The following is a 26,222-nucleotide window of genomic DNA, read 5'->3' on the forward strand; positions in this document are numbered from 1 at the left end:
ACCGACCACCCCGCGGTGAGCACGGTGACCGGGGCGAACGCCGTCCTGGTGCAGGACCGTCCGGTGGTCCCCCTGTCCAGCTGGTTCGTGGACGCGCTGGCCGAGCACGGCCGCCAGGGGCGGGGCCTACAGGTGGTCACCCCGTCCACGAGCGTCATCACCCACGCGCTGCGCTGGTTCCTGAGCAGACCCCGCGCCACGTGGGTCGTGCGCGCCCCGGACGGGCGCTACTACGACGGCTTCAACGGTCTGCCGCTGGTGTGGGACGCGGAGACCGGCTTCGCTCCCGACCCCGGGGTGAACGCGCAGGACGGCCCCAACCAGGCCTTCCGGGCGTCGGCCGACGAGGAACCGGGCATCCACCTGCACGTGGACCTGAGCGTCGACCACCCGGTCGGCGACGGCCTGGAGCTGGGCACCGCCGTGGAGCTGCTCGCCGAGCGCCTGGCCGGAGGCCCGCCCGCGGTGTGGGGCGTCTCCGAACCGCTGACCCGGGCGTGGGACACCGAGCGGGTCACGGCCATGGCGCGGCGCCGCTCCCCGGGCGAGACCCTGCTGGCCTTCGCCGGGCAGCCCGAGGGCGTCCGGGAGGAGGGGGCACGCCCCCTGGCGGGGAGCCTGCGGGTGTCGCGCACGCCGTCGGGGGTGCGCGAGCGGATCCTGTTGTCGGTGGGACACCGGCCCGGGGAGGCGCCCAACCTGGACGCCCTCGACCCGCTGGTGCACGAGCTGACCGCGCGGGACGGCCTGCGCAGCATGACCGTGCACCGCGCCCTCGGACGCGCCGACCTGACGTACGCGCCCCGGTGGGCGGGCGTGTCCGTCCCGGTCGGGCTGGCCGTGGGACCGGAGGGGGTACTGGAGGCGGGACGGGAGCGGGCGTTGGCCGCGCCGGTGCAGGGCGTCGCCTTCGGCCCGCCCATGGCCCCGCTGGTCTGGTACCGGATCGGGGACGGGGTCGAACCCGACGCCTGGAGCCGCTTCCGGGAGCTGATGGAGCACCTCGACCCTGAAGGCGCGCCCGCGCGCTGAAGGAACACCTCAGGCCCGAAACAGCGTCCGCGCCCTGTCGGGACACCCCGAAGCCGAAGGCGCCCCAGGCCCGAGGCGGGACCGATCCGCGCCCCTGACGGAACACCCCGCACTCCAACACCCACGCCCCAAGGCGGCTCCGTGCGCTGGGGTCCCGGCCCTGCCCTGCGAACCCCGTCCGGGGCTCACGGGCCTCACGCGGCTCAGCCGTTGATGAGCGCGTCGGCGTGCTCGGGGCTCAGGCAGTGCTCGATCACCATGACCGCCGCGCCGACCACGCCCGCGCTCTCGCCCGCCACGGACGAGACGATGCTCAGGTGCTCGGTGGCCAGCGGCAGCGACCGCTGGTAGATGATCTCCCGCACTCCGGCGAGCAGGTGGTCCCCGGCCAGGGCGAGCGCGCCGCCGATGACGATGACCGACGGGTTGAACATGTTCACCGACGCGGCGAGCACCTCGCCGATGTCGCGGCCCGCCTGGCGCAGCGCGCGCAGGGCGGGCACCGACCCGTTGCGGGACAGCTCGACCACGGCGCGGGCGCCGTTCGCGGGCACGCCCTCGGCGGTGAGCGCGGCGGCCAGGGCGGCGCCGCTGGCCACGGCCTCCAGGCAGCCGGTGTTGCCGCAGCGGCAGGGCCGCTCCTCTCCGCTGGGGACGTGGATGTGCCCCATGTCCCCGGCCGCGCCCTGCGCGCCCCGGTAGACGCTGCCCTCGCTGACGATGCCGCAGCCGATGCCCGTGGCGACCTTGACGAACATCAGGTGGCTGGCCTCGGGCCAGGCCGTGTGGTGCTCCCCGATCGCCATGATGTTGACGTCGTTGTCCACCAGGACCGGCACGTCGAGCCGGTCGTGGACGTAGCCGGGCACGTCGAAGTTGTCCCACCCCGGCATGATCGGCGGGTTCACCGCGCGCCCGGTGGTGTGCTGGACCGGGCCGGGCAGGCCGATACCCAGGCCGAGCAGTTCGTCCACCCGCCGGTCCGCGCCCTCCAGCAGGCCCCGGCCCCGGTCCACGACCCAGTCCAGGACGTGCTCGGGGCCCAGGGCGATGTCCAGGTCGGCGCGCTCCTCGGCGAGCACGGTCCCCGACATGTCGGTGAGGGCCAGGCGGGCGTGGGTGGCGCCCAGGTCGGCGGCCAGGACCACGCGGGCGTCGGGCTGGAACGAGAAGGTCGTGGGCGGCCTGCCCCCGGTGGAGACGGCCTCTCCGGCGGGCCCGATGAGCCCGCTGGCGAGCAGGGCGTCCACGCGCTGGGTGACGGTCGAGCGGGCCAGACCGGTGACCGAGGCCAGCTCCGAGCGGGTGCGCGGTCGGCCGTCGCGCAGGAGTCGGAGCAGGGTGCCCGCACCGGGTGCGGTGGTCGGAGCGACGGCCAGGCCGGGTCGTCCCTCCGCATGGGTCAGCGCGTCTTCCGTCATGCGAACAGTGAAGCACAGGATCTATTGACTGTCCGTCATCCGTCTATTGCAGATAGATCCTACGACTTTTGCTTGACGATCGGCAGAAGTCCGGCGTACCGTTCGAAGCATGTCAGTGAGTAAGGTCACAAGCCTGGGTGAGGCAGCGGATCCCGGGTCGACCGCCCCCAACGCCTACCGCGCCGCGGTGATCGGCACCGGCTTCATGGGCCGGGTCCATTCCCACGCCGTCCGCGCCGCGGGAGGCGAGGTCGTCGGGGTCGCGGGCTCCTCCCCCGACAAGGCCGAACAGTTCCGCACCGCGCACGGCCTCGCCCGCGCCCACGCCGACGCCCTCGAACTCGTCCGCAGCGACGACGTGGACGTGGTCCACGTGTGCACGCCCAACCACCTGCACGCGCCGCTGAGCCTGGCCGCCCTGGCCGCCGGCAAGCACGTCGTGTGCGAGAAGCCCCTGGCCACCGACGCCGACACCGCCCGCGAGCTGGTCCGGGCCGCGGCGGAGGCCGACCGGGTCGCCGTCGTCCCCTTCGCCTACCGCTTCCACCCCATGGCCCGCGAGGCGCGCGCCCGCGTGGCCTCGGGCTCCATCGGCCGCGTCAGCCTCGCCCACGGCGGCTACCTCCAGGACTGGCTCCTGTACCCGGACGAGGACAACTGGCGGGTGGACCCCGAACTGGGCGGCCCCACCCGCGCGTTCGGGGACATCGGCTCGCACTGGTGCGACATGCTGGAGTTCGTCACCGGCGACCGCATCACCTCGGTCAGCGCCCAGACCTCGCGGATCAACGACACCCGCGCCGGGCGCTCGGTGGCCACCGAGGACCTGGTGGCCTTCCAGTTCTCCACCGCGGGGGACGTGGTCGGCAGCGCCGTCATCAGCCAGGTCTCCCCCGGCCGCAAGAACCGGCTCGTGCTGGAGGTCTCCGGCACCGAGGGCACCCTGCTGTTCGACCAGGAGCGGCCCGAGACCCTCTGGGCGGGCGGCCGGGGCCGCACCTGCACCATCAGCCGCGACGACCCCGAACTGAGCGCCGACGCCGCGCGCCTGTCCACGACCCCCGTCGGCCACCCGCAGGGCTACCAGGACTGCTTCAACGCGCTCGTGGCCGACACCGGGGCCGCCATCGCCGGGCAGACCCCCGAGGGCCTGCCGGTGTTCGCCGACGGCCTGCGCGCCGCCGTCCTGGCCGAGGCCGTCCTGACCTCGGCCCGGGAACGCCGCTGGGTCGACGTGCCGGAGGTGGACGGGGCATGAGCGGCCCGCCCCTGCTCCGCATGAGCGGCATCACCAAGTCCTTCCTGGGCGTGCGCGTGCTGCACGGGATCGACCTGGAACTCCACCCCGGCGAGCTGCACGCCCTGGTCGGCGAGAACGGCGCGGGCAAGTCCACCCTGATGAAGGTGCTGGCCGGGGTGCACCGGGCGGACGGGGGCACGGTCGAACTGGAGGGCGGGGCCGTCTCCTTCGAGCACCCCGTCCAGGCCCAGCGCGCGGGCGTGACCACGGTCTTCCAGGAGTTCAACCTCCTGCCCGACCGCACCGTCGCCGAGAACGTCTTCCTCGGCCGGGAGATCCGCCGCCGCGGCCTGGTGGACGGCCGGGCCATGGAGCGGGCCACCGCCGAACTGCTCGCCGAACTCGACCTGGAGGGCATCGACCCCCGGGCCCGGGTGCGGTCGCTGTCGGTGGCCGAGCAGCAGGTCGTGGAGATCGTCAAGGCGCTCTCGCACGACGCGCGCATCATCTCCATGGACGAGCCGACCGCCGCGCTGGCCGACCACGAGGTGGAGGTGCTCTACCGGATCATCGGCCGCCTGCGCGAACGCGGCGTGGCGGTGCTGTACGTGTCGCACCGTATGCGGGAGATCTTCGAGCTGGCCGACACCATCACCGTGCTCAAGGACGGCCACCTGGTCGACACCGTCCCCGCCAGCGAGATCGGTCCGGCCGAGCTGGTCCGCAAGATGGTGGGACGCCCGGTCTCGGCGGTCTTCCCCGAGCGCCTGGAGCCGCACGGCGAGCACGTGGGGCGGGTGCGGCTGTCGGTCACCGCGGGCGGCAACACCCAACTGGACGGGATCGGCTTCGAGGTGCGCGGCGGCGAGATCCTGGGCCTGGGCGGGCTCCAGGGCAGCGGGCGCACCGAGGTCGCCCACGCCCTCTTCGGCGTCGAACGCTTCACCCGGGGCGAGGTCCGCGTGGACGGGCGGCGGGTCGATCCGCGCTCGCCGCGCACGGCGGTGCGCGCCGGGCTGGTGCTGGTCACCGAGGACCGCAAGGCGCAGGGACTGGCGCTGAACCAGTCGGTGGCGGCCAACGGCCGCCTGGTCCTGGACGCGGTCTGGCCCCTGGGCTCCGCCCGCGGGGCCCGGCGGCTGCCCGGCATCCTCTCCTCCCTCGAGCTGGTGGCGCGCGGCGGCCAGGACCAGGAGGTCCGGTACCTGTCCGGCGGCAACCAGCAGAAGGTCGTGCTGGCCAAGTGGCTGGCCGCCGAACCCGGCGTGATGGTGCTCGACGAGCCCACGCGCGGCATCGACGTGGGCGCCAAGCAGGCCGTCTACCGGCTCATGCGCGAGCTGGCCGCGGCCGGTGTGGCGATCGTGCTCATCTCCTCCGAGCTGCCCGAGCTGATCGGCATGTCCGACCGGCTGGTCGTCCTCCGGGACGGCCGGGTGGCGGGCGAGCTGCCCGGCGGGGCCGCCGAGGAGGAGGTCATGGCGATGGCCACCGGATCGCCGCACCCGGGCGGATCCGCCGTACCGGCCCCCGAGAAGAACCCGGCCGCCGGGTCGGCCACCGAAGAGGATCCGGCCACCGGACCACCGCTCCAGAGCGGCCCCACCCCACCGACCCCCGAGGAGAGCGGGACGGACGTCCACCGTCCCCGCGCTTCGGCCGACGACGCCTCCCCCGGCGCCCCGTCCTCCGGGACCGACGGCGGCGGCTCCCCCGCACGGCACGAGGAGGCCGCCCCGTGACACGTCCACCGACCTCCGCCCTCCGGAGTCTGCGCGCCCGGACGGGCACCACCGGACTGGTCTACCTGGCCCTGGTGCTGCTGCTCGCGGTCAGCGCGGCCTTCGTGGCCGCCCGGGGCGGCAACCTGCTCACCACGGCCAACACCGTCGACCTGTTGACCCGCAGCAGCCTGCTGGGCTTCCTGGCCATCGGGATGACCCTCGTCATCCTGTGCCGCTCCCTGGACCTGTCGGTCGGCTACGTGGCCGCCCTGTCCACCGTGGTCGCGGCCACCACCATGGCGGGCGACCCCTCCCGGATCGTGCTCGGCGTGGCCGCCGCGCTCGGCCTGGCCGCGCTGATCGGACTGGTCAACGGGCTGGTGGTCACGGGACTGCGGGTCAACCCCTTCATCGCGACGCTGGGCATGGGGCTGGTGATCAAGGGCTACCTGGACACGAACTTCCAGGGCCCGGCCGGATCGGTGCCCGCCGCCTTCCAGGCCTTCGGCTACACCCGGATCGGCGTGCTGCCCGTCTCCACCCTGGTCATGCTGGGCGTGGCGGTGGCGGCGGTGCTGTTCCTGAGCCGCACCCGGATGGGCTACCACATCTACGCCGTCGGCGGCGACGCCGACGTGGCCCGGCTCTCCGGGGTCCGCTCCGGGGTGCCCACGGTCACCGCGCACGTGCTGTGCTCGGTCACCGCCGGTGTGGCCGGTCTGCTGCTGGCCGCCCGGTTCGGCACCGGCAGCGCCACCGTCTACTCCGGGGGCTACGAACTGGAGGCCATCGCGGCCGTGGTGCTGGGCGGGACCTACCTGCTCGGCGGGCGCGGCGGCGTGGCCGGGACGGTGGCGGGGGTGCTCATCCTCGCCACGCTCGACACCGTGTTCAACGTGCTGGCGGTCGACCCGTTCGTCAAGGACGTGCTGCGCGGCGTCATCGTCATCGCCGCCGTGGCCGTCTACGCCCGCGGCGGGCGCTCCGCCGCGCGGACGCGCTTTCCCTCCGGCGGCGCGCCGCCGCCCTCCCCCGTGCCGCGGCCCGCCCCGGACACCGGGGCCGCCCCCGATCCGGACCCCGGGCCGGGGTCCGCACCGCAACCCCTCGGAGGCCGTCGATGACCCCGACCCCCACCCAGGACGCGCGCGGCCCGGTCGGGCCGCGCGGGCCCGAGTCGCGCGGCCCGGGTCCGCTGGCGGCGCTGGCCGCGCTGGGCCGGGGCGGCACGGCGACCGTCGCCCTGCTGCTGACGCTGATCTTCGTGGTGATCGCCACCCAGAACCCCTCGTTCTTCGAGGGGCCACCGCTGATGGCCTTCGCCAAGCAGGCCGCGCCGCTGGTGATCCTGGCCATCGGCCAGTACCTGGTGATCGTCTCCGGGGAGTTCGACCTGTCGGTCGGCTCCCTGGTGGGCGCGCAGGTGGTGGTCGCGGCCCGCCTCATCGACGGCGACGAGGCCATGACCTGGCCGGTGATCGGCCTCATGCTGGTCTTCGGTCTGGTCGTGGGCCTGGTCAACGGCCTGGTGACCACGCTGCTGCGGGTGCCGTCGATCATCACCACGCTCGGCACGATGCTCATCCTGTTCGGCGCCGTGCGCTACTGGACCGGCGGCGCGCCCACCGGCTCCCTGTCGGAGTCCTTCCGTGTGTTCGGGCGGCACGGGATCGAGGGCGTGCCCGTCCTCGGCGAGATCCCGTGGGCGCTGCTCATCGCGCTGGTGCTGGCGGCGGGCGCGGTGGTGCTCATGCGCTCGCCCTACGGCCGCTCCCTCATGGCGACGGGCGACAACGACGTCGCCGCCGCGTTCTCGGGGGTGCGGGTGTGGCGGGTGCGCACGGCGGCCTTCGTCGGCTCCTCCCTCATGGCCACCGTCGCCGCCGTCCTCATCGGCGGCTACGCCGGGGTCACCGCGCAGGTCGGCGACGGGCTGGAGTTCACCGCGATCACCGCGGTGGTCCTGGGCGGGGTGGTGCTGGGCGGCGGGCGCGGCACCGTGGTCGCCGCCGTCCTGGGCGCCCTGACCGTGGAGGCCCTGTTCACGCTGTTCAACCAGCTGTACCTGCCCTCGACGCTCCAGCCCACGGTGCAGGGGCTCATCATCATCGCCGCGGTGGCCTACGCCGCCCGCCGGGGCGACCTTCGACTGCCGGAGCGCCTGCGACGGCGACCGGACCATCCGACCGAGCGGCCGCTCGGCACTTCCAGGAGGTAACCATGCGCGTCCCCCGCGTGCTGCTCGCCGGCGCCGCCGGCCTGACCCTGATGCTCACGGCGTGTACGACGGACGCCCCCACCGACGCCCCCGAGGAGGCGGGCGCCGAGCTCACCCCCGACGGGGAGTGGTTCGACGAGGCCGAGTTCGAGGCCCAGCTGGCCCAGCGCGAGATCACCCCGGAGGGCCCCGAGGACCAGCCCTGGCTCCAGGCGATCGAGCCCGAGTGGATCGACACCTCGGAGTTCACGCACGACGCGCCCGAGGACGCGACGCTGTGCTTCTCCAACGCCTCGGTGTCCAACCCCTGGCGCGTCACCGGCTTCATCACCATGGAGCAGCAGGTGGAGGCGCTCCAGGAGGAGGGGCGCATCGGCGAGTTCCGGGTGTCGGACGCCGCCGACGACGACAACCAGCAGATCTCCGACATCCAGGCCTTCGTGGACTCCGGGGACTGCGACGTCATCCTCATCTCCCCCTCCACCACCGCGACCCTGACCCCGGCGGTGGAGACCGCCTGCGAGAGCGGCGTCCCGGTCGTGGTCTTCGACCGCGGCGTGAACAGCGACTGCATGGTCACGTTCATCCACCCGATCGGCGGCTATGCCTACGGCGCGGACGCGGCCGAGTTCCTGGTCGAGGAGCTGGAGCCCGGCTCGACGGTGCTGGCGCTGCGCATCCTGCCCGGCGTGGACGTGCTCGAACACCGCTGGGCGGCGGCCCAGGAGATCTTCGCCGACAGCGAGCTGGAGGTGCTCGGCCACGAGTTCACCGAGGGCGACGGCGCCATGATCAAGGACCTGGTCTCCCAGCACCTCCAGCGCGGCGAGGTCGACGGCATCTGGATGGACGCCGGGGACGGCGCCGTGGCGGCTCTGGAGGCCTTCGAGGACGCCGGCCAGCCCTACCCGGTGATCTCCGGGGAGGACGAGCTGAGCTTCATGCGCAAGTGGCAGGAGGAGGAGCTCACCGCGATCGCGCCCGTCTACTCCAACTTCCAGTGGCGGACCCCGGTCCTGGCCGCCAGCATGATCCTCGCCGGCGAGGAGGTGCCCTCGGAGTGGGTCCTGCCGCAGGAGCCGATCCGCGAAGGCGAGCTGGACGAGTACCTGGAGCGCAACGCGGAGATGCCGTCCCTGCACTACGCGAAGTTCGGCGGCGAGGACCTGCCGGGCTTCCCCGAGGCCTGGACGGACCGGTAGATGCGCGCGCTGGGGGTCAACACCTGGGTGTGGACGTCGCCGTTGACCGACGCCGCGCTGGAGCGGATCGCGCCCCGCGTGGCGGAGTGGGGGTTCGACGTGATCGAGCTCCCCGTGGAGAACGCGGGCGACTGGGACCCCCGGCGCGCCCGGGCCCTGCTGGACGGGCTGGGCCTGACGGCCAGCGTCGTGCTGGTCATGGGGCCGGGCCGGGAGCTGGTCGCGACCGACGCGGCCACCCGCTCGGCCACGCAGGACTACCTCAGGCGGGTCGTGGACGCGGCCGCGGCGGTGGGCTCCCCCGTCGCCGCCGGTCCGGCCTACGCCTCGGTCGGCCGCACGTGGCGGATGTCCCCGCGTGAGCGGGCGGGGATCGGCGCGGAGCTGACCGAGGCGCTGGCCCCCGTGGTCGGGCACTGCTCGGCCGCGGGGGTCCGCCTGGCGGTGGAGCCGCTCAACCGGTACGAGACGAGCGTGCTCAACACGGTGGACCAGGGGCTGGAGATGCTGGCCGACCTGCCCGCGGAGCACTGCGGGCTGGCCCTGGACGTGTACCACATGAACATCGAGGAGCGGGACGTGGCGGCGGCCGTGCGGCGTGCCGCGGGCAGGATCACGCACGTGCAGGTGTGCGCGAACGACCGCGGCGCCCCCGGGGCCGACCACCTGGACTGGAGCGCGATCCTCGGCGCGCTCGGCGACGCGGGGTACGGAGGACCCCTGGTGATCGAGTCGTTCACGGCGGACAATGCCAGCATCGCCACGGCGGCCTCCGTCTGGCGACCGTTGGCGGCGACCCAGGACGCGATCGCCGTCGACGGCCTGGCCTTCCTTCGCGCCCTGAGCCGACGAGAGGAGCCGCCGTGCAGGTAGGCAGTGCTCCCCGGGGGCTCCGGTCCGCCCGCACAGGGGCGGTCGGGCCCCGCGGAGGGCGGGAACCGGCCGCCGTGTCCGCACCACGGCCGACGGTGACCTCGGGCCAGGAGGAAACGTCCACCACCCCCGCTCGGTGCCGCGCTCGCCGGAAAGCGCTGACTGAGGTAGGGCGGCTCCATCCCCACGAGGAGACGTCACCATGCCCGCTCACAAGACCCCCTCCGCCGCCGGATCCGAGTTCCCGGACCCGGTGGCGGACACCCCCGCCACCTGGTGGCTGACCGGGGTGTCGTTCGCGGTGGCCGGTGCCGCCGTCGCCTCCGTCGTGTTCCTCGGCGGGAACGGCGTGAACGGCGCCTCCGCCGCGCCGGAGGCCTCCGCGGACCACCCCGACGCCGAACAGGTCGGCTCACTGCTCGCCCACACCCGCACGGCCCACGAGGGACTCGTCCCCGTGGTGGAGGACATGGAGGAGTTCCTGCCCACCGACGGATCGCATCCGCCCCTGGAGCTGACCGAGGCCTCGGTGGTCAACTCCTGGCGCACCGAGGTCCAGGACGCCTCGGTGCACTTCGGCGAGGTCCCCGAGTCCGGTGGCGCCCACCGGACCGCGCACGCGGGCCTGGCCTCCTCCGTCCGGCTGCTGTCCATGTCGGTCGACACCTACGCCAAGGCCGCCCTGGTCCAGGACGAGGACCTGCGCATGGACGTCCTGCACATCGCCATGGAACTGCGCGACCAGGCGGTCGTGTCGTGGTCGGTGGCAGCCACGCACCTGGACGCGGTCAGCGTGGACGCCGGTCACGGCCACGTCCACCTGTACCTGCCCGCGGCCCCCGACAGCGGCGCCCTCGCTCCCGACGGCGCCGAAGAGGGCGCGGGGCCCGAGGACGCCGGGGAGGGCTCCGGCGGCGGACACGACCACTGATCACCAAACCCCCCTACTCCAGGAGGAGACGAACATGCCGCGACCAGTCACCCTGTTCACCGGACAGTGGGCCGACCTGCCCTTCGAGGAGGTGTGCTCCCTGGCCTCCTCGTGGGGCTACGACGGTCTGGAACTCGCCTGCTGGGGCGACCACCTCGACGTCACCCGGGCCGCCGTGGACGACGACTACGTGCGCGACCGGCTGGACACGCTCAAACGCCACGGACTGGGCCTGTGGGCGATCTCCAACCACCTGCTGGGCCAGGCCGTCTGCGACGACCCGATCGACCACCGCCACCGCGACATCCTGCCCGCGCGGGTATGGGGCGACGGAGAGCCCGAGGGCGTGCGCCAGCGGGCCGCCGAGGAGATGAGGACCACCGCCCGCGCCGCCGCCAGGCTCGGCGTGTCCACCGTGGTGGGCTTCACCGGCTCGGCCGTCTGGAAGTACGTGGCGATGTTCCCGCCGGTGGGCGAGGACGTCATCGAGGCCGGGTACCGCGACTTCGCCGACCGGTGGAACCCGATCCTGGACGTGTTCGACGAGGTGGGGGTGCGCTTCGCGCACGAGGTGCACCCCTCCGAGATCGCCTACGACTACTGGTCCACCCAGAGGGCGCTGGAGGCGGTGGGCCACCGCCCGGCCTTCGGCCTGAACTGGGACCCCAGCCACATGGTGTGGCAGGACATCGACCCGGTCGGGTTCCTGTGGGACTTCCGGGACCGGATCTACCACGTGGACTGCAAGGACGCCCGCAAGCGGGTGGGCAACGGCCGCAACGGGCGGTTGGGCTCCCACCTGCGGTGGGGCGACCCGCGCCGGGGCTGGGACTTCGTCTCGACCGGACACGGCGACGTGCCCTGGGAGGACTGCTTCCGCACGTTGAACGCGATCGACTACCGGGGGCCGATCTCGGTGGAGTGGGAGGACGCGGGCATGGACCGGCTGGTCGGGGCGGCCGAGGCGGTGGACTTCGTGCGCTCCCACGCCTACGACCCGCCCGAGGCGTCGTTCGACTCCGCCTTCGGGTCGGACTGACCTGGCCCCAGGCGCGGCGGCGGGGCGGCGCGTACCGGGGATCCCCCTCCACCGGGAGGCGGGGTCAGATCATCGGGGCGATGACCACCCGGTAGTGCCCCCCGTCCGCGGTGGAGACGTCGCAGCGGAAGTCGTTGACCCGGTTGACGGAGCCCTGCACCGCGCTGTCGCCGAAGGCCGCGGTGTCCACCCCGGGCAGGTGCTCGCGGATGAAGGACACCGCCTCCTGGACGGACATGGCGGTGTCCTTCTGCTCTGGGGTGACACGCAGTCCGTTGTCGGTGAGACGGCTGATAACGACCCGGAACATGTGCTGTCTCCCTAGGGTGCCGGGGGGCGGACACCGGCATTCTGCCCCATCGCCTCCCCGGCTGGGAATCCTCCGTGAGGACGGGGGCTCCGGGGCGGCCCGCCCGGTCACACCTCCAGGTCCGCCTCGATGCCCTTGAGGCGGTGCCTGGCCAGGGCGAGGTTGCCCCGGGAGCGGTCCAGGGCCAGGTAGAGGAAGAGGCCCTGCCCCTTGCGGCTGGTGAGGGGCCGGATGATGTGGTACTGCCCGGACAGGGTGATGAGGATGTCCTCGATCGCGTCGTTGAGTCCCAACTGGTCCATGGTGCGCATCTTCGCGCGGACCACCTCGGTGTTCCCCGCGGCGGCCACGGTGAGGTCCAGGGAGTTGGTGGAGGCGAGGGTGCCCAGCGCCATTCCGCTGCTGTAGTCGACGACGGCGGCGCCCACCGCCCCGTCGATCTCCATCATGTCCTTGAGCCCGGCTTCGATGTTCGGCATGTCCTTCTCTCTCCTTGGCGTGGGTCGGCGCGGCGCCCTGCGGCCGGCGATCCAGCGGCGCAGGCCGGAGGCGCCTCTACGGGGCTGCCCACCGGTCACGCGGCCACCGGCCGGGGGCGGTCGACGGACAGCGTCCGCAGCGCGGTGAGCACGCGCTCCAGCACCTTGCGGTCCACGGACGCGACCGCCGGCGCGGCGGGGCGGGGCAGGTCCCGCCGGGGCGGGCGGTCGGTGTCGTCGCGGGGAGGCGGCACCCTCGCCGTGCGCACCAGGTCGCGCAGCCGCCGCAGGGCGAAGCCGAGGCTGCCCTCCGTGCGGCCCATCCGCACCCGTACGCACAGGTCGGAACCCTCCACGACGGCGAACAGCACGTGGTGGTCGGTGTCGGTGACGACGACGTCCTCCACCCGCTGGTCGGCGCACAGAGGCCCTTCCCGGACGGCCCTGAGGATCGCCGCCGCGTCCGCGGCCGGATCGTCGGCGCCGGCGTGGGCGAGGACGCGCCCCCGCCGCCAGTCCACGAGGCAGGCACTGCGCACCCCCGGCGTCTGGAGCATCTCCCGCAACTGCTGGTCGAAGCGCACGTCGGTCCTTTGCGAAGGCTGGGGCCGGGACTTGCGTCGGCCCGCGACGAATCAGGCTAACTGTCCTTTGCGGACATCACGAGAATAGGCGTCACCCGTTCACACCGCAGCCTTTTCAGTGATTTATTATGTTATGCCTGACCGGAGGGGGTGGGAGAAATCCGAAAGGGGAGACGAAGAGGCACTGGCGCGTGTTTCGCCCCGCGAAGAAAGGCGATCGACCCGAGTGTCGCGCACGGTCACCTTTTCTCCCCGGCGGGGGCTTCGGGACCTCGGACCCGGGTCGCGCCGGTGAGGGGGCGGACGGAGCGGGAGGCGACGGGGCCGCGAGCGGACCGGCTGCCAGGGGAAGGCGGGAGGGGAGAGGGAGATGAGCGGGGAGGGAGCGGGACTGACCGGGGGCACGGGTCCGTGGCGGTGAGGGAGCGGGACTGCGAGGGGTCAGAGCCAGACGACCTCGGAGGTCTCCAGGTCGTAGCGGGCGGGGACGACGTCCAGGCGCCCGGACTCGACCAGCTCGCGCAGGTCGTCGTCCACGCGGAGCTGGTCGGCGATGTACTCGGCGTTGGCCCGGACGCAGGCGTCCACGAAGTCGCCGCCGTCGTCGGGGGTCGCCTCGACCACCGGCAGGATTCCCTCCACCAGGTAGCCGACGTGGCCGTGCGGGACCTCTCCGGTCTCGTGGGCCTCCACGGCCGCGGTGACCGCGCCGCACGAGGAGTGCCCCAGGACGACGATGAGCGGGACCGCCAGGTGCTCGGCGGCGTAGCTGATGCTGCCCAGGACGGACTCGTCCAGGACCTGGCCCGCGGAGCGGATGGTGAACAGGTCGCCGAGCCCGCGGTCGAAGACCAGCTCGGGCGCCACGCGGGAGTCCGCGCAGCCGAGGATCACGGCGAAGGGGGCCTGCCCCCGCGCCATCTCCTCCCTGCGGGCGCGGTCCTCGTTGGGGTGGCGGGAGTCGTACCGGCGCCAGCGCTTGTTGCCCTGCTTGAGGAGGCGCAGCGCCTCCGCGGCGTCCCCCGGCCGGGGTGCGGGCATGGGTGCCGACCAGGCGGGAGCGGAGGCGGCGGTGGCGACCGCGGCCCCGACCCCTCCGGTGAGTGAGGCACGCAGGGCATTACGGCGAGTGATGGCCATGTGAGGTCTCATTCTTGACGTGACAAATGTGGACTTTTGCCGCCAAACGAGGGCCAAATTACTCTTGCACCACGAACCAGATCAAGGGTTTTTAACGCGCCCCTAACGTCCTCCAGCGCAGCACCCGTTCCGGAACGGATGCGAAAGCACCGCTTCCGCGCCGCTGAACTCGGACAATGCCGGACGCGGGGTTTTCCTCCGGCTTCGCGCACCCTTCTCCGCGTTTGACGAAAAGTGCTCCCCGGAACACACCCCGCGACCGGACGGAGGGGGCCGCCCGGGGACGCCGCGGGCCCGGGATAGAATGCATTACCAACCGACCGTTCGTTAAGAAATCCTCGTGGGGCCCGGTGGCTGAGGGCGCGCCTGCGGCCGTCCCCGCCCACAGGGCCGCTCCCACCAGGTAGATTCGACAACCGTGTCCAGATCTTCCCCTGTCGAACCAGCGCCCTCCCGCCGCGGGGCAGCGGGGCGGCGACGCTCCGGCCGCCCCGGCCACGACGCCGACTCCGTCCTGCGCGTGGCCGCGCGCGTGTTCAACGAACGCGGGTACGACGGCACGAGCATGGAGGACCTGGCCCGCGCCCTGGGCGTGACCAAGTCGGCCATCTACCACCACGTCACCGGCAAGGCCGAGCTGCTGCGCCGCTCCCTGGACCTGGCCATGGACGCCCTGTTCGCGGTCACCCGCGAGGAGGCCTCGACCACCGGCCCGGCCATCGACCGCCTGGAGCACGTGCTGCGCGGCAGCGTCCGGGTGCTGGTGGACGAACTGCCCCACGTGACCCTGCTGCTGCGGGTGCGCGGCAACACCGAGGTGGAGAAGCGCGCGCTGGAGCGGCGCCGGGAGTTCGACCACCTGGTCGCCGACCTGGTGCGCGAGGGCGCCGCCGACGGCGACATCCGCCCGGACGTGGACCCCGCGGTCGCGGCGCGCCTGCTGTTCGGCATGGTCAACTCGATCTCGGAGTGGTACAAGCCGGACCGCGGGCTGGACTCCGACGAGGTCGCCGACACCCTGGCGAGGATCGCCTTCGCGGGGCTGCGGGCCTGAGGGTCCGACCGCCATGACGGGCTTCGAGGCGTCGGGGGCGGCCCCGCGCTCCGACGGCGTGCGGGCCCGGCGGAACTGAGGGTCGCGCCAGTGTTCCCCTGCGTTGCCGCTGGCCACATCAGGCCACACACGTCTGAGAACACCTCTGGCGCATCAGTCTCCGGCCTCCCTACTATCCATGGAACCCGACCGAAATGGGACCAAGGTCATGGAAAGTAGTGAGCCGTGCTCGACCACCTCGCCCAGGACTGGCTGACCCCCTCCATCGCCTTCGCGGTCTCGGTGATCGGATCGTTCCTCGGGCTGTCCTTCGCCTCGCGCGCGCGCCGGACGACGGGACTCGTCCGGTGGCAGTGGCTGACCCTGGCCTCCCTCGCCCTGGGCGGGATGGCTGTGTGGTCGATGCACTTCATCGCCATGATGGGCTTCTCCCCGCCCGGCACGGCCATCCGTTACGACGCCACGCTCACCGTGGTCAGCGGCGTCATCGCCATCGTGGTGATGGCCGTGGCGCTCACCCTGACCATCGTCAGGAGGACGTCCGCCTGGCTCCTGCTGGGCGGGTTCATCGCCGGGATCGGCGTCATCGCCATGCACTACCTCGGCATGTACTCGATGAACGTGCACGGGGAGATCCACCACGACCCGCTCTACGTCGCCCTGGCCTGCGCGGTCGCGCTGGTGGCCGCCACCGCCTCCCTGTGGTTCGCCTCCCGGCTGCGCGGCTTCCCGGCCATCACCGCCGCCTCCGTGGCCATGGCCGTCGCGGTGACCACCATGCACTACACCGGCATGATGGGCGTCCACTTCACGGAGCCGCGCTTCTCCCGGAACACCCCTCCGCCCGGTTCCAGCGCGCCGGACCTGGTCCTGCCCCTGCTCGCGGGCCTGTTCGTCTTCATGCTGATCTGTAGCCTCTTCCTCCTGCTGGGAGTGGAGGAGGAGCACCCGGACTACTCCCGGCGCGCGGCCGCCCCCGTCCCGCCCCCGCCCGGGAACGAGCCGGAGGCGCCCCCCTCGGGGTACGTGCCCCGGCACGCCACCGGCCCGCAGACCGCGCTGTCCGACGACGTGTGGACCAGGCGCCGCTGAGCCGCCCCGCTCCCCGGTCCCCGAGCCCCCCGCCCGGAAAACCCGTGGTGCGCTCCGACCCGGCGGTCCTAGACTCGCCGGAGCGGAGCGCGCCGTGTCCTCGGCGCCGACGACGGAGAGGAAGCAGTGATGACCGTTCCTGCGCATGGTTCGAACCCGACCTTCCCGACCGTTCGCGAGCCCTGAGGGGCGGTCCCCCTCCTGACGGCTCGCCACTCCAGAGAGTCCGTCGTGAACACGCACAACAGCACAGACACACCCGCCCCCTCCCCGCTGAGCGCGCTGGGATGGAACCGCCGCGTCGAGCGGGCCTTCGACGCCGCCGCCGCGGCGTGCCCCCACCCGGTGGTCCCCGCGCGCGTCTCCTCCTCGCGCCGCGGCGGGGCGGTGGTCCGTCTCCCCGGGGAGACGGCCGCCGACTACTCCCCCGCCGTCACCAGAGCCGCCCAGGCCGACCCGTCCTCCGCCCCGTGCAGCGGCGACTGGGTCGCGGTGCGCCGCTCCGGCGACACCTGGGTCGTCGAGGCCGTCCTCGAACGCTCCGGCAGCCTCGTCCGCCAGGGCGTGGCCCGGGACTCCCACGACCAGGTCCTGGCCGCCAACATCGACGGCGTCCTGATCTGCGAGGCCGCCGACCAGGAGCCCAACGTGGGCCGCCTGGAACGCTTCCTCAGCCTGGCCTGGGCGAGCGGTGCGACCCCGGTCGTGGCGGTCACCAAGGCCGAACTGGCCGGGGACCGCCTCCCCGAGGTGCTCGAACTCGTCCGCTCGGTGACCGCGGGCGCCGACGTGTACACCGTCAGCGCGCACACCGGCCTCGGTGTGGAGGAGCTGGCCGCGCGGTTCCTGCCCGGTACCACCTGGGTCCTGCTCGGCACCTCCGGAGCGGGCAAGTCCAGCCTGGTCAACGCCGTGGCCGGGCGGGACCTGATGGACACCGGCGAGATCCGCCACGACAGGCGGGGGCGGCACACCACCACCCGCCGCCAGCTCCTCCAGCTGCCGGGCGGCGCGCTGGTCCTGGACATCCCCGGGGTGCGGCGCATCGACGTGCCCGGCGACGCGGAGGGCGTGGACCGGACCTTCGCCGACGTCTCCGACCTCGCCGAACAGTGCCGCTTCCGGGACTGCCGGCACGGCAGCGAGCCCGGCTGCGCGGTCAACGCCGCCGTGGACGAGGGCGAGCTGGACGCCAGGCGGCTGGAGCGCTGGAACCGGCTCCGGCGCGAGTCCGAGTGGAACCGATCCCGGGGCGACGCGCGTCTGCGCGCCGAGCGCAGGAAGCAGTGGAAGGCCGTCGACCGGCAGGGCCGGGAGAACGCCTGGCGCAAACGGGGCGGCTAGTGACCAGAAATGTTGCCGATGGGATGCGAGAGGCCCCGACCTGCGATGATCTTGTACTTATAGTCGATGTCGGCGCTCCTCGGCTTTCGTGGTTCTTGGAGTTCTGTCCGGTTCGGGTGGATCCGGCTCACGCTGCGGTATCGATCTGGCCCCTGACGATCTCTCTGATTAACCGCTTCAACCCCAGGTCGGGGACCCTACGGGATATTCGGTGTTCGATCACGTGCTCTCTGAGCGCGGTGATCATGTCCGCGAAGGCCGGATCGGTCTTGGAGTGGTACCAGGGCTGACGGTGGCGGCGGGCGGTCACGTCCGCCCGCCCGTCGCCGTGCAACCGATACCAGAGCACGATGAGGCTGTAGGCCAGCAGTTGGAACGGGACCGTGCGCTCAACGGCGGCCCGGGTGCGGTTACGGGCCTGTTCCAACCCCAGGTGAGCTCGGGTGTCCTGGAAACACACCTCGATCGGCCACCGGTCGGCGTAACGGGCCAGCACCTGCGCGGCGGGGCTGGAGGTGTCGGTGGTCAACAACGCCACCTCGTAGGGCTTGCCGCTGCCCGGGGTGCGCACCAAGACCAAGCGCACGGGAGTGGGACCCAGGGTGCGCGCCCACCGGCAGTCGACGACGGCCATCTCCTGGCCAGTGCCGTTGTCCAGGGGGACGAAGTCCGCGGACCCGGCGATCTGTTCGGGGGTGCCCAGTTTCTGGCCGCTGTAGGCGGGCCTGCCGGGTCGGGTCGCGGACCCCACCTTTGGGGTCCGTGGCACCTCAGACAGCACCGCGTTGGCCGCGACCCTAAAGGTCCAGGTCATGTTCGCGGGCAGGGCGCGCAGGGCCGGGTTGTGGTAGGCGGCATCAGCCACCACGTGCACGGTGCGGTCGGGGAACTGGCGGGCCTGTTGGGTGGCCAGGGCGATCGCGGTCTCGGTCTTGGTGGGCCGCTGCGCGGTGTCGGGGTCGGTGGTGTGGCCGGTGGCAGGGGTGGACAACGCCAGGGCCTTGTCGAGTTCCTCGTCATGGGCGGTCTGCGCGGCGGCGAGCTCTTGGGCTCGTTGGTCCAGGCGAGCGAGCAGGGCGAGCTTGGAGTCGGGGCCGGGCAGGCGGTGTCCTGTGGGTAGGGCGGCTTCTTTGTCCAGGCGCAGTTGCAAGCCTGTGTGGGCTTGGTCATGGCGGTGGCGGGCGTGGTCGAGGACGCGGGCGGTAGCGGCGGTGGCCGAGACGTGTGCGGTGTGGGGGTCAGGGATCGGGCCTGGGCATGCCTGGCCTGTGGGGCGCCTGGTGCGGGAGGGCCGCCAGCAGCTGACCAGGGTGGGCAGTGCCAGGGCTCGGGTCCGGCCGGGCAGGTGGACGGCCAGGGCGGTGACCACGTAGCACACACCCCAGGTCAGGGGGTCGCGGGCAGGGCGTGCTCCGTCGTGGTGGCGGTAGCGGTGATGGACGTGGCGCCCGGAGCGTTTGATCAGGGTGTCGTCCACGACCAGGGTCAGGTCTTGGCCGGGGGTGGTGCAGAGGTCGACGATGAGGCGGGCCATGATCTGACCGAGGTGGTGGGGGTTCCACCGGCGGCGGGAGAAGAAGGTGTGGGCGCGGTCGTGGGGCCAGATGCGGGCCAGGCCGGATCCGGTGAGCATGCCGCACACGGTGCGTGGTCCGGTGTGGGTGATTAGTCCGGTGATCAGAGCGGCGAAGGTGGCGAAGGTCGGGCGGGTGAAGCAGGGCCAAAAGTGGTTGAGCAGGCGTTGCAGGGTGGGGGGTATGGTGGCGTGCGGGAGCATCAGCGAGCCTTTAGACGGGACTGGTTGATGCTCCCTTTGTCATGCCTGGGGCGGGGTCCTGTCCAGATTCATGCCAAAGCATGCGAAACCGGACAGAACTCCAAGAACCACGAAAGCCGAGGGCGCTCGAAGCTCGCTATAGGTACAAGATCACGGTGAAGAGGACGGGCGGACCGGTGGACCTTCCAGTCACCGGCTGGCGCCTCGTCCTCTCTCGTGGGCGGGGCTGTCGGCCCGGCGGGGTCCCCGCGTCTCCGGTGGGACGCGGGGACCCCGCCGCCGTTCGGGGCCGCCGCAGCCCGGCTGCGAAGACGCGGAGCCGGAGAGCCCGGGTCAGAACCCGAAGGCGCGCCCCGCGTTGCCCGCGATGACCCCGGCGAGCTCGTCCTCGTCCATGCCCTTGACCCGCGCCAGCGTCCGCAGCGTGTGCGGGATCAGGTAGGGGGCGTTGGGGCGGCCCCGGTAGGGCTTGGGGGTGAGGAAGGGCGCGTCGGTCTCCACCAGCATCAGCTCCGGCGGCGCGGCCGCCGCGGCCTCGCGCAGGGACTCCGCGCTGGCGAAGGTGACGTTGCCCGCGAAGCTCATGAAGTACCCGTGCTCGGCGCACACCTTGGCCATGGCCGCGTCGCCGGAGAAACAGTGGAAGACCACCCGGTCCGGAGCGCCCTCCTCCTCCAGGACCCGCAGCACGTCCTCGTGGGCGTCGCGGTCGTGGATCATCACGGCCTTGCCGTGGCGCCTGGCGATGGCGATGTGGCGGCGGAAGGACTCCTCCTGGGCCCACTCGCCCTCGGGGCCGGTGCGGAAGGTGTCCATGCCGGTCTCGCCGACCGCCACCACCTGGGGCAGCGCGGCCAGCTCGTCGATGGCGGCCAGCTGCGCCTCCAGCTCCGCCGTCCCGCCGGGCTCGCGGAGCTTACCCGCCCAGTCGGTGTCGTCCACCTCCACGCCCGGGGCGCCGTCACCGTGCACGACGCGCGGCGCCTCGTTGGGGTGCAGGGCCACGGCCGCCCACACGCGACCCGGGTGCGCGGCGGCCACCTCGGCCGCCCAGCGCGAGGAGGCCAGGTCCACGCCCACCTGGACGAGCGGGGTCACCCCGACGCCCTCGGCGGCGGCGATGATCTCCTCGACCTCCGGGGTCTGCATGTCCATGTGGGTGTGGCTGTCGGCCACCGGTACGCGCAGGGGCTCGGGTACCGGAGGGGGCGTCTGGTCGTTGCGCTCCCTGACCGCTTTACCGCTGCGCTTTCCCATGCTCACGTTCCTCCACGAAGAAGCGCCGACGGGCTGTGCCCGCCGGCGCGGTCGTCCCTCTCGCCGCCGTGGCCGGAGCCTACTCGGCGGCACCCTCCAGGCGGGCCAGCTCCTCGTCCACGACCGACGGGTCGAGCTTGGCGAACAGCGGCTCCGGGCGCCCGAGCGGGGTGCCCGGCACGATCGGCCGCGACTCCCAGCGAGCCTCGTCGTCGGCGTAGTCCCCGGTGATGACCGGGTACTCCACCTCCTCCTCCGAGCCGCCGATCGTGTCGCGCCCGGAGTCGATGCGGGGCATGCCCGTCCAGGTGCCGGTGCCGCCGAGCATCGCGTACACCTTGTTCGCCGACTCTGGCAGGTACGGGGTGAGCAGCGTGTTGGCGTCCTGGACCAGCTGGAGGGCCACGTGCAGCACGGTGGCCATCCGGTCGGGGTCGGTCTTCTTCAGCGCCCACGGGGCCTGGTCGGAGATGTACTTGTTGGCCTCGGCCACGGTGCGCATGGCCTCCTGGAGGCCCGCCTTGAACTGGGACCGCTCCAGCCGCTCGCCCACCCTGGCGAACGCGGCCCGCGAGTCCTCCAGCACCCGGCGGTCCTCGTCGGTCAGCTCACCGGCCGCGGGGATCTCGCCCAGGTTCTTGGCCGCCATCGAGATGGAGCGGTTGACCAGGTTGCCCCAGGCCGCCACCAGCTCGTCGTTGTTGCGGCGCACGAACTCGGCCCAGGTGAAGTCGGTGTCCTGCGTCTCGGGACCGGCGGCCATGATGTAGTAGCGCAGCGCGTCGGCGGAGTAGCGCTCCAGGAAGTCGCGCACGTAGATCACCACGCGCCGCGAGGAGGAGAACTTGCGCCCCTCCATGGTGAGGAACTCGCTGGAGACCACCTCGGTGGGCACGTTCAGCCCGCCCAGCGGGCCGGGCTCGCCGCCCCGGTCGCCCTCGCCGTTGTGGCCCAGCAGGATCGCGGGCCAGACCACCGAGTGGAAGACGATGTTGTCCTTGCCCATGAAGTAGTAGGACCGGGCCTCGTCGCCCTGCCACCAGCGGCGCCAGGCCTCGGGCTCACCGATGCGCCGGGCCCACTCCACCGACGCCGACAGGTAGCCGATGACCGCGTCGAACCACACGTACAGGCGCTTGTTGGCGTTGTCGCTCCAGCCCTCCAGCGGGACGGGCACGCCCCAGTTGAGGTCGCGGGTGACCGCGCGCGGCTGGAGGTCCTCCACCAGGTTCAGGGAGAACTTGAGGACGTTGGGACGCCACTGCCCCTCCTTGCCCTTGAGCCAGGCGGTGAGGGCGTCGGCGAAGGCGGGCAGGTCGAGCATGAAGTGCTCGGTGTCCACGAACTCCGGCTTCTCGCCGTTGATCCGCGAACGCGGCGAGATGAGGTCGATCGGGTCGAGCTGGTTGCCGCAGTTGTCGCACTGGTCGCCGCGCGCGCCGTCGTAACCGCAGATGGGGCAGATGCCCTCGATGTAGCGGTCGGGCAGCGTGCGGCCGGTGGACGGGGACACCGCGCCCTTGGTGGTGTGGGCGAACACGTACCCGTTCTCGTACAGCGCGGTGAACAGCTGCTGCGCGACGGCGTGGTGGTTGCCGGTGGTGGTGCGGGTGAACAGGTCGTAGGACAGGCCCAGGCCCACCAGGTCCTCGGCGATGATCCGGTTGTAGCGGTCGGCCAGCTCGCGGGGGGTCACACCCTCCTGGTCGGCCAGGACCTGGACCGGAGTGCCGTGCTCGTCGGTCCCGCTGACCATCAGCACGTGGTTGCCCGACATTCGCTGGAAGCGGGAGAAGACGTCGGAGGGGACCCCGAAGCCGGACACGTGACCGATGTGGCGCGGTCCGTTGGCATAGGGCCAGGCGACCGCGGTCAGGATGTGACGATTCGACGACATGACCCAAGCCTAAAGGTACTGCCGGGCCACGCCGTCCTCCTTTTTCCGCGCGTGGCCCACGGACGCGCGCACCGCGCCGCCCACACCGCGCCGAGTCCGGCTTTCCCGCGTGCGCGGTCCGGAGCACAGTCCCGCGCGCGATCCGGGGCACAGCGGCCCCGCGGTGCACCGGGGGCCGAAGGGACATTCCCCGGGGCTTGCCGCTACCCGTATGCTCTGCTGGACGAGCCGTGTGCCACCGGGACGCATGGTCGGGCAGCACTTCCCTCCCGGTCCCTCCCCAAGGCGGTGGTCACCATGGTTACCGGTGCCCTACCCCGCCCTGCCCGGCACACGACCGCGCTGCTGACCAGCGTGGTCCTGCTCGTCATCCTGTCCTTCCCCGTCGCCTCCGGCGGCGGGCAGCCGGCCGGACCGCCCCTGCCGCCGCACGGCCTGCTCAGCGCTCCCGAGGGCGCCGCGGTCCCGTCTGCGGACCAGGACCGGGTGACCCCTCGCGAACGCGCGGACCTGGCCGAGAACCCGATGGTCACCGTCGGGCCGCCCGCCTCCACGTGCGACCACCGGTCGGTGCTGCGCGACCTGCCCGACACCGTGCCCAGCAGCGCACTGCGCCTGGCGGTGTGGGACCAGCCCTGGTGGCCGCTCTCGCCCCCCGCGCCCGATCCCGTCCCGGACCTGGACTCCCCCGGGGAGCTGCCGCCGACACGGGCTCCCCCTCCCAGCGCGAACACCGCCATCTGACCATCCCCGCGCGCACCCCCCTGTCTCCGGCGTGCGTCGGGATCACCCGTATTCGCAGTGAAGAGGTACCAGGTCCTTGTCCAGTCAAACGGGAGCGGGCGCGCGTTGGATACGCGCCCTCATCTCCCTTCTCGTCATCCTCGTCGCGTTCGGCGCGGCGTGGTTCATCCCGCCGCGCCTGGGGCTCGACCTCAGCGGCGGCACACAGATCGTCCTGGAGACCCAGGACGGTCCCGAGGGCACACCCGCCAACTCCGAGAACACCGACCAGGTCGTCGAGGTGCTGCGCCAGCGCATCGACCGCCTGGGCGTGTCCGAGGCGACCATGTCGCGCTCGGGCGAGAACCGGATCATCGTCGAACTGCCCGGTGTGCAGGACCCGGCGGAGGCCGCGCAGATCATCGGCCAGACCGCCCAGCTGTCCTTCCACCCCGTGCTGGGCGTGGGCCAGTCCGGCGGCCAGGGCGTGCAGGCGCCCGCCCCGGGCGACTCCGCCAACGCCCCGCAGGCCACCGCGGACGAGGCGCGCGCCCCGTCCGACCCCGCGGCCGAGGGCGGTGACGAGGCCGCCGAGGGCGGCGGCCAGGAGATGACGCAGGAGCAGCTCGAAGAGCTCATGGCGCAGCAGGGCGGTATGGGCGGCCAGCAGCCCCCCGCCGGTCCCAGCGCGGAGAACCCCGAGGACGTCGTGATGACGCTCCCCGACTCCGACGGCACCCAGCTCCAGCTCGGCGAGACCGCCATCAAGGGCGACCAGGTGGCCAGCGCCGACGCCGCGCTGGACAGCGTCAACCGCGCGCAGTGGACGGTCAACGTCAACTTCCGCGGCGAGGGCGCCGACCAGTGGACCGCGCTGACCGCCGACGCCGCCTGCTACGACCAGGGCGACCCGCGCCGCCGCGTGGCCATCGTGCTGGACGGGCAGATCATCTCCGCCCCGGAGGTGAACCCGGAGTTCGCCTGCGACGTGGGCATGCCCGGCAACACCACCACCATCACCAGCCCCGACTTCACCAGTGAGACCGCCAACGACCTGGCCGTGCTGATCGAGGGCGGCTCGCTGCCGCTGCCGGTCACCGAGGTCCAGCGCCAGACGGTCGGCCCGACCCTGGGCGCCGAGGCCATCCAGGCCAGCGCCGTCGCCGCGATCCTGGGCCTGGCCTTCACCACGCTCTACATCACGCTGGTCTACCGGCTGGTCGGCTTCCTGGCCGCCCTCGCGCTGGGCTTCTACACGCTCATCGCCTACGGCGCCCTGGTCGCCATCAACGCCACACTGACACTGCCGGGCCTGGCGGGCTTCGTGCTGGCGATCGGTATGGCCATCGACGCCAACGTTTTGATCTTCGAACGCACGCGCGAGGAACACCAACGCCAGGCCAAGCTCTACGAGGCCAACAAGTCCGCGGGGCTGCGGGACGCCACCGAGGACGAGGCCGCCAAGGCCGAGTCCGGGGTGCTCACCCGCAGGCGGCGCCGGGCGGTGCCGCCGAGCCTGGAGAAGGCGTTCGTCACGGGCTCCCGCAAGGCGTGGAGCGCCGTCCTCGACACCAACATCACCACGCTCATCGCCGCCTCCCTGCTGTTCTTCTTCGCCTCGGGCACCGTGCAGGGCTTCGGTGTGACCCTGAGCATCGGTACCCTCGTCTCGATGTTCTCCGCGCTGGTCATCGCGCGCGTGTTCGTCGAGTGGGCGGTGCGCCGCGCGGTCGTGCGCAAGCACCCGGCCGTCAGCGGCCTGAACCGCATCGGCGGCGTCCGCACCTGGCTGGTCGCCAGGAACCCCGACCTCATGGGCCACCGCACCAAGGGTCTGATCGTGGCGGGTCTGATCGTGGCGGCCGCGGTCGCCGCTCCGCTGATCCGCGACACCAACCTCGGTGTGGAGTTCACCGGCGGCCGCGTGCTGGAGTACGAGGTCAGCAGCGGGGAGGGCGTCTCGGTCGACGAGGCCCGCTCGGTCATCTCCGCGCTGGACTTCCCCGGCTCGGACACGGCCGTGGTGCAGGAGTCCGGTGACGGCGACATCTCGGTGCGCACCGGCAGCATCTCCGACGACGACGCGGCCAGGATCGCCGACGCCCTGGGCGAGCAGACCGGCGGCGTGGAACTGGTCAGCGACGAGCTGATCGGCCCGAGCATGGGCGACGAGCTGCGCAACCGCGCGCTGATCGCCCTGGGCGCGGCCCTCGCGCTCCAGATGGTCTACCTGGCCTGGCGCTTCCGCTGGTCGTTCGGCGTGTCCACCATGCTGTCGCTGGCCTTCAACCTGGTCCTGGTGATCGGGCTGTTCATCTGGTTGGGCAAGCCGATCGACGGCGTGTTCCTCGCCGCGCTCCTGAGCGTCATCGGCTTCTCCGTCAACGACACGGTGGTGGTGTTCGACCGGGTGCGCGACGAGTGGGCCCGGGACGACAAGTCGAAGTTCTCCGAGATCGCCAACCGCGCGGTGCTCAACACCCTGCCGCGTACCGTCAACACCTCGATCGGCGCGCTGATCATCCTGGGCTTCCTGACCTTCTTCGGCGGGTCCTCGCTCCAGGACTTCTCGATCGCCATGCTGGTGGGTCTGACGACGGGCGTCCTCTCGACGATCTTCGTCGCCGTCCCGCTGGCCATCTGGCTCCAGAGGTGGGACAGGACCGACGCGCCCCACGTGGTCAAGGAGCGCAAGGCCAAGCAGAAGGTGGCCGCCAAGGCCGCCCGCGAGGCCGACGACGGCGCCGTCGTCTAGCGCCGCGAACGGGTCCCCGGCCCCGCGGCCGGGGACCCGCCGCGATCACACGGCCCGCCGCCCCCAGAGGTGGTGCGGCGGGCCGGACGGCGAAGGGACCGGGGGGGAGCGCCTCCCCCCAGGCCCCTCC

At 72.5% G+C, this 26,222-nt stretch carries 22 protein-coding genes; 14 read left to right on the plus strand and 8 right to left on the minus strand.

What is annotated here, in order from left to right; all coding sequences use genetic code 11:
• Positions 1–1,032: DUF6177 family protein (locus tag ACSIH6_RS36445; protein ID WP_435112887.1), on the plus strand; the 1,032-nt coding region annotated here is incomplete at its 5' end.
• Between the two features lie 203 nt (positions 1,033–1,235).
• Here the strand turns inward: ACSIH6_RS36445 and ACSIH6_RS36450 are convergent.
• Positions 1,236–2,453 carry an ROK family protein gene (locus ACSIH6_RS36450; protein ID WP_435112889.1) on the minus strand — a complete coding sequence of 406 codons (1,218 nt, stop codon included), beginning with the start codon at positions 2,451–2,453 and terminating at the stop codon, positions 1,236–1,238.
• A 115-nt stretch (positions 2,454–2,568) separates the two neighbouring features.
• On the opposite strand from ACSIH6_RS36450, the gene ACSIH6_RS36455 reads away from it, so the two are divergent.
• The 8 genes from ACSIH6_RS36455 to ACSIH6_RS36490 all read left to right on the plus strand — a co-directional run bounded on the left by ACSIH6_RS36455 (position 2,569) and on the right by ACSIH6_RS36490 (position 11,680).
• Positions 2,569–3,711 (plus strand): Gfo/Idh/MocA family protein, encoded by a 1,143-nt coding sequence (locus ACSIH6_RS36455; RefSeq protein WP_435112926.1) that lies wholly within the window; start codon positions 2,569–2,571, stop codon positions 3,709–3,711.
• On the plus strand, positions 3,708–5,435 hold the full coding sequence (locus ACSIH6_RS36460; protein WP_435112891.1) for a sugar ABC transporter ATP-binding protein: 1,728 nt from the start codon (positions 3,708–3,710) through the stop codon (positions 5,433–5,435). The genes ACSIH6_RS36455 and ACSIH6_RS36460 overlap by 4 nt, the downstream gene beginning before the upstream one ends.
• Positions 5,432–6,541: an ABC transporter permease gene (locus ACSIH6_RS36465; RefSeq protein WP_435112893.1), complete on the plus strand. Its 1,110-nt coding sequence runs from the start codon at positions 5,432–5,434 to the stop codon at positions 6,539–6,541. The genes ACSIH6_RS36460 and ACSIH6_RS36465 overlap by 4 nt, the downstream gene beginning before the upstream one ends.
• Positions 6,538–7,635 (plus strand): ABC transporter permease, encoded by a 1,098-nt coding sequence (locus tag ACSIH6_RS36470; RefSeq protein WP_435112895.1) that lies wholly within the window; start codon positions 6,538–6,540, stop codon positions 7,633–7,635. Before ACSIH6_RS36465 ends, ACSIH6_RS36470 begins: the two co-directional genes overlap by 4 nt.
• Before the next feature lie 2 nt (positions 7,636–7,637).
• Positions 7,638–8,837: a substrate-binding domain-containing protein gene (locus ACSIH6_RS36475; RefSeq protein ID WP_435112897.1), complete on the plus strand. Its 1,200-nt coding sequence runs from the start codon at positions 7,638–7,640 to the stop codon at positions 8,835–8,837.
• Complete coding sequence (locus tag ACSIH6_RS36480; RefSeq protein ID WP_435112899.1) at positions 8,838–9,710, plus strand: sugar phosphate isomerase/epimerase family protein; 873 nt, start codon at positions 8,838–8,840, stop codon at positions 9,708–9,710. It abuts the gene before it with no gap.
• A 202-nt stretch (positions 9,711–9,912) separates the two neighbouring features.
• Positions 9,913–10,641 (plus strand): hypothetical protein, encoded by a 729-nt coding sequence (locus tag ACSIH6_RS36485; RefSeq protein ID WP_435112901.1) that lies wholly within the window; start codon positions 9,913–9,915, stop codon positions 10,639–10,641.
• 34 nt (positions 10,642–10,675) lie between these two features.
• On the plus strand, positions 10,676–11,680 hold the full coding sequence (locus ACSIH6_RS36490) for a sugar phosphate isomerase/epimerase family protein (RefSeq protein WP_435112903.1): 1,005 nt from the start codon (positions 10,676–10,678) through the stop codon (positions 11,678–11,680).
• Positions 11,681–11,744: 64 nt separating this feature from the next.
• Here the strand turns inward: ACSIH6_RS36490 and ACSIH6_RS36495 are convergent, their stop codons facing one another.
• The 4 genes from ACSIH6_RS36495 to ACSIH6_RS36510 form a co-directional block, all read right to left on the minus strand.
• On the minus strand, positions 11,745–11,990 hold the full coding sequence (locus ACSIH6_RS36495; protein WP_019609838.1) for a hypothetical protein: 246 nt from the start codon (positions 11,988–11,990) through the stop codon (positions 11,745–11,747).
• 107 nt (positions 11,991–12,097) lie between these two features.
• A complete protein-coding gene (locus ACSIH6_RS36500; RefSeq protein WP_435112906.1) occupies positions 12,098–12,469 on the minus strand; it encodes a hypothetical protein in 372 nt (123 codons plus the stop codon).
• A gap of 95 nt (positions 12,470–12,564) precedes the next feature.
• Positions 12,565–13,053: a hypothetical protein gene (locus ACSIH6_RS36505; RefSeq protein WP_435112908.1), complete on the minus strand. Its 489-nt coding sequence runs from the start codon at positions 13,051–13,053 to the stop codon at positions 12,565–12,567.
• Positions 13,054–13,494: 441 nt separating this feature from the next.
• Positions 13,495–14,193: a carbonic anhydrase gene (locus ACSIH6_RS36510; RefSeq protein ID WP_435112910.1), complete on the minus strand. Its 699-nt coding sequence runs from the start codon at positions 14,191–14,193 to the stop codon at positions 13,495–13,497.
• A gap of 418 nt (positions 14,194–14,611) precedes the next feature.
• On the opposite strand from ACSIH6_RS36510, the gene ACSIH6_RS36515 reads away from it, so the two are divergent.
• The 3 genes from ACSIH6_RS36515 (at position 14,612) to rsgA (ending at position 17,683) form a co-directional block, all read left to right on the plus strand.
• Positions 14,612–15,247 carry a TetR/AcrR family transcriptional regulator gene (locus ACSIH6_RS36515; protein ID WP_488186059.1) on the plus strand — a complete coding sequence of 212 codons (636 nt, stop codon included), beginning with the start codon at positions 14,612–14,614 and terminating at the stop codon, positions 15,245–15,247.
• 225 nt (positions 15,248–15,472) lie between these two features.
• Positions 15,473–16,339 carry an MHYT domain-containing protein gene (locus ACSIH6_RS36520; RefSeq protein WP_435112912.1) on the plus strand — a complete coding sequence of 289 codons (867 nt, stop codon included), beginning with the start codon at positions 15,473–15,475 and terminating at the stop codon, positions 16,337–16,339.
• A gap of 231 nt (positions 16,340–16,570) precedes the next feature.
• A complete protein-coding gene (gene rsgA / locus ACSIH6_RS36525; protein WP_435112914.1) occupies positions 16,571–17,683 on the plus strand; it encodes a ribosome small subunit-dependent GTPase A in 1,113 nt (370 codons plus the stop codon).
• A 127-nt stretch (positions 17,684–17,810) separates the two neighbouring features.
• On the opposite strand, the gene ACSIH6_RS36530 is transcribed toward rsgA, so the two are convergent.
• From ACSIH6_RS36530 to metG, 3 genes are all read right to left on the minus strand, one after another.
• Positions 17,811–19,460, minus strand: a complete 1,650-nt coding sequence (locus ACSIH6_RS36530; RefSeq protein ID WP_435112916.1) for an IS701 family transposase — start codon at positions 19,458–19,460, stop codon at positions 17,811–17,813.
• 333 nt (positions 19,461–19,793) lie between these two features.
• Positions 19,794–20,717, minus strand: coding sequence for a TatD family hydrolase (locus ACSIH6_RS36535; protein ID WP_435112918.1), 924 nt, complete (start codon positions 20,715–20,717; stop codon positions 19,794–19,796).
• 79 nt (positions 20,718–20,796) lie between these two features.
• Positions 20,797–22,614 carry a methionine--tRNA ligase gene (gene metG / locus ACSIH6_RS36540; RefSeq protein ID WP_435112920.1) on the minus strand — a complete coding sequence of 606 codons (1,818 nt, stop codon included), beginning with the start codon at positions 22,612–22,614 and terminating at the stop codon, positions 20,797–20,799.
• Positions 22,615–22,911: 297 nt separating this feature from the next.
• Here metG and ACSIH6_RS36545 point away from each other — a divergent pair, with 297 nt between their 5' ends.
• Both ACSIH6_RS36545 and secD read left to right on the plus strand, forming a co-directional pair.
• Complete coding sequence (locus ACSIH6_RS36545) at positions 22,912–23,358, plus strand: hypothetical protein (protein ID WP_435112922.1); 447 nt, start codon at positions 22,912–22,914, stop codon at positions 23,356–23,358.
• Between the two features lie 76 nt (positions 23,359–23,434).
• Entirely contained in the window at positions 23,435–26,092 is a 2,658-nt protein-coding gene (secD, locus tag ACSIH6_RS36550) for a protein translocase subunit SecD (protein ID WP_435112924.1), read from the plus strand.
• The last annotated feature ends 130 nt before the right edge of the window (positions 26,093–26,222 follow it).

The organism is Nocardiopsis synnemataformans, from assembly GCF_965343085.1.
Classification (GTDB): Bacteria; Actinomycetota; Actinomycetes; order Streptosporangiales; family Streptosporangiaceae; genus Nocardiopsis; species Nocardiopsis alborubida.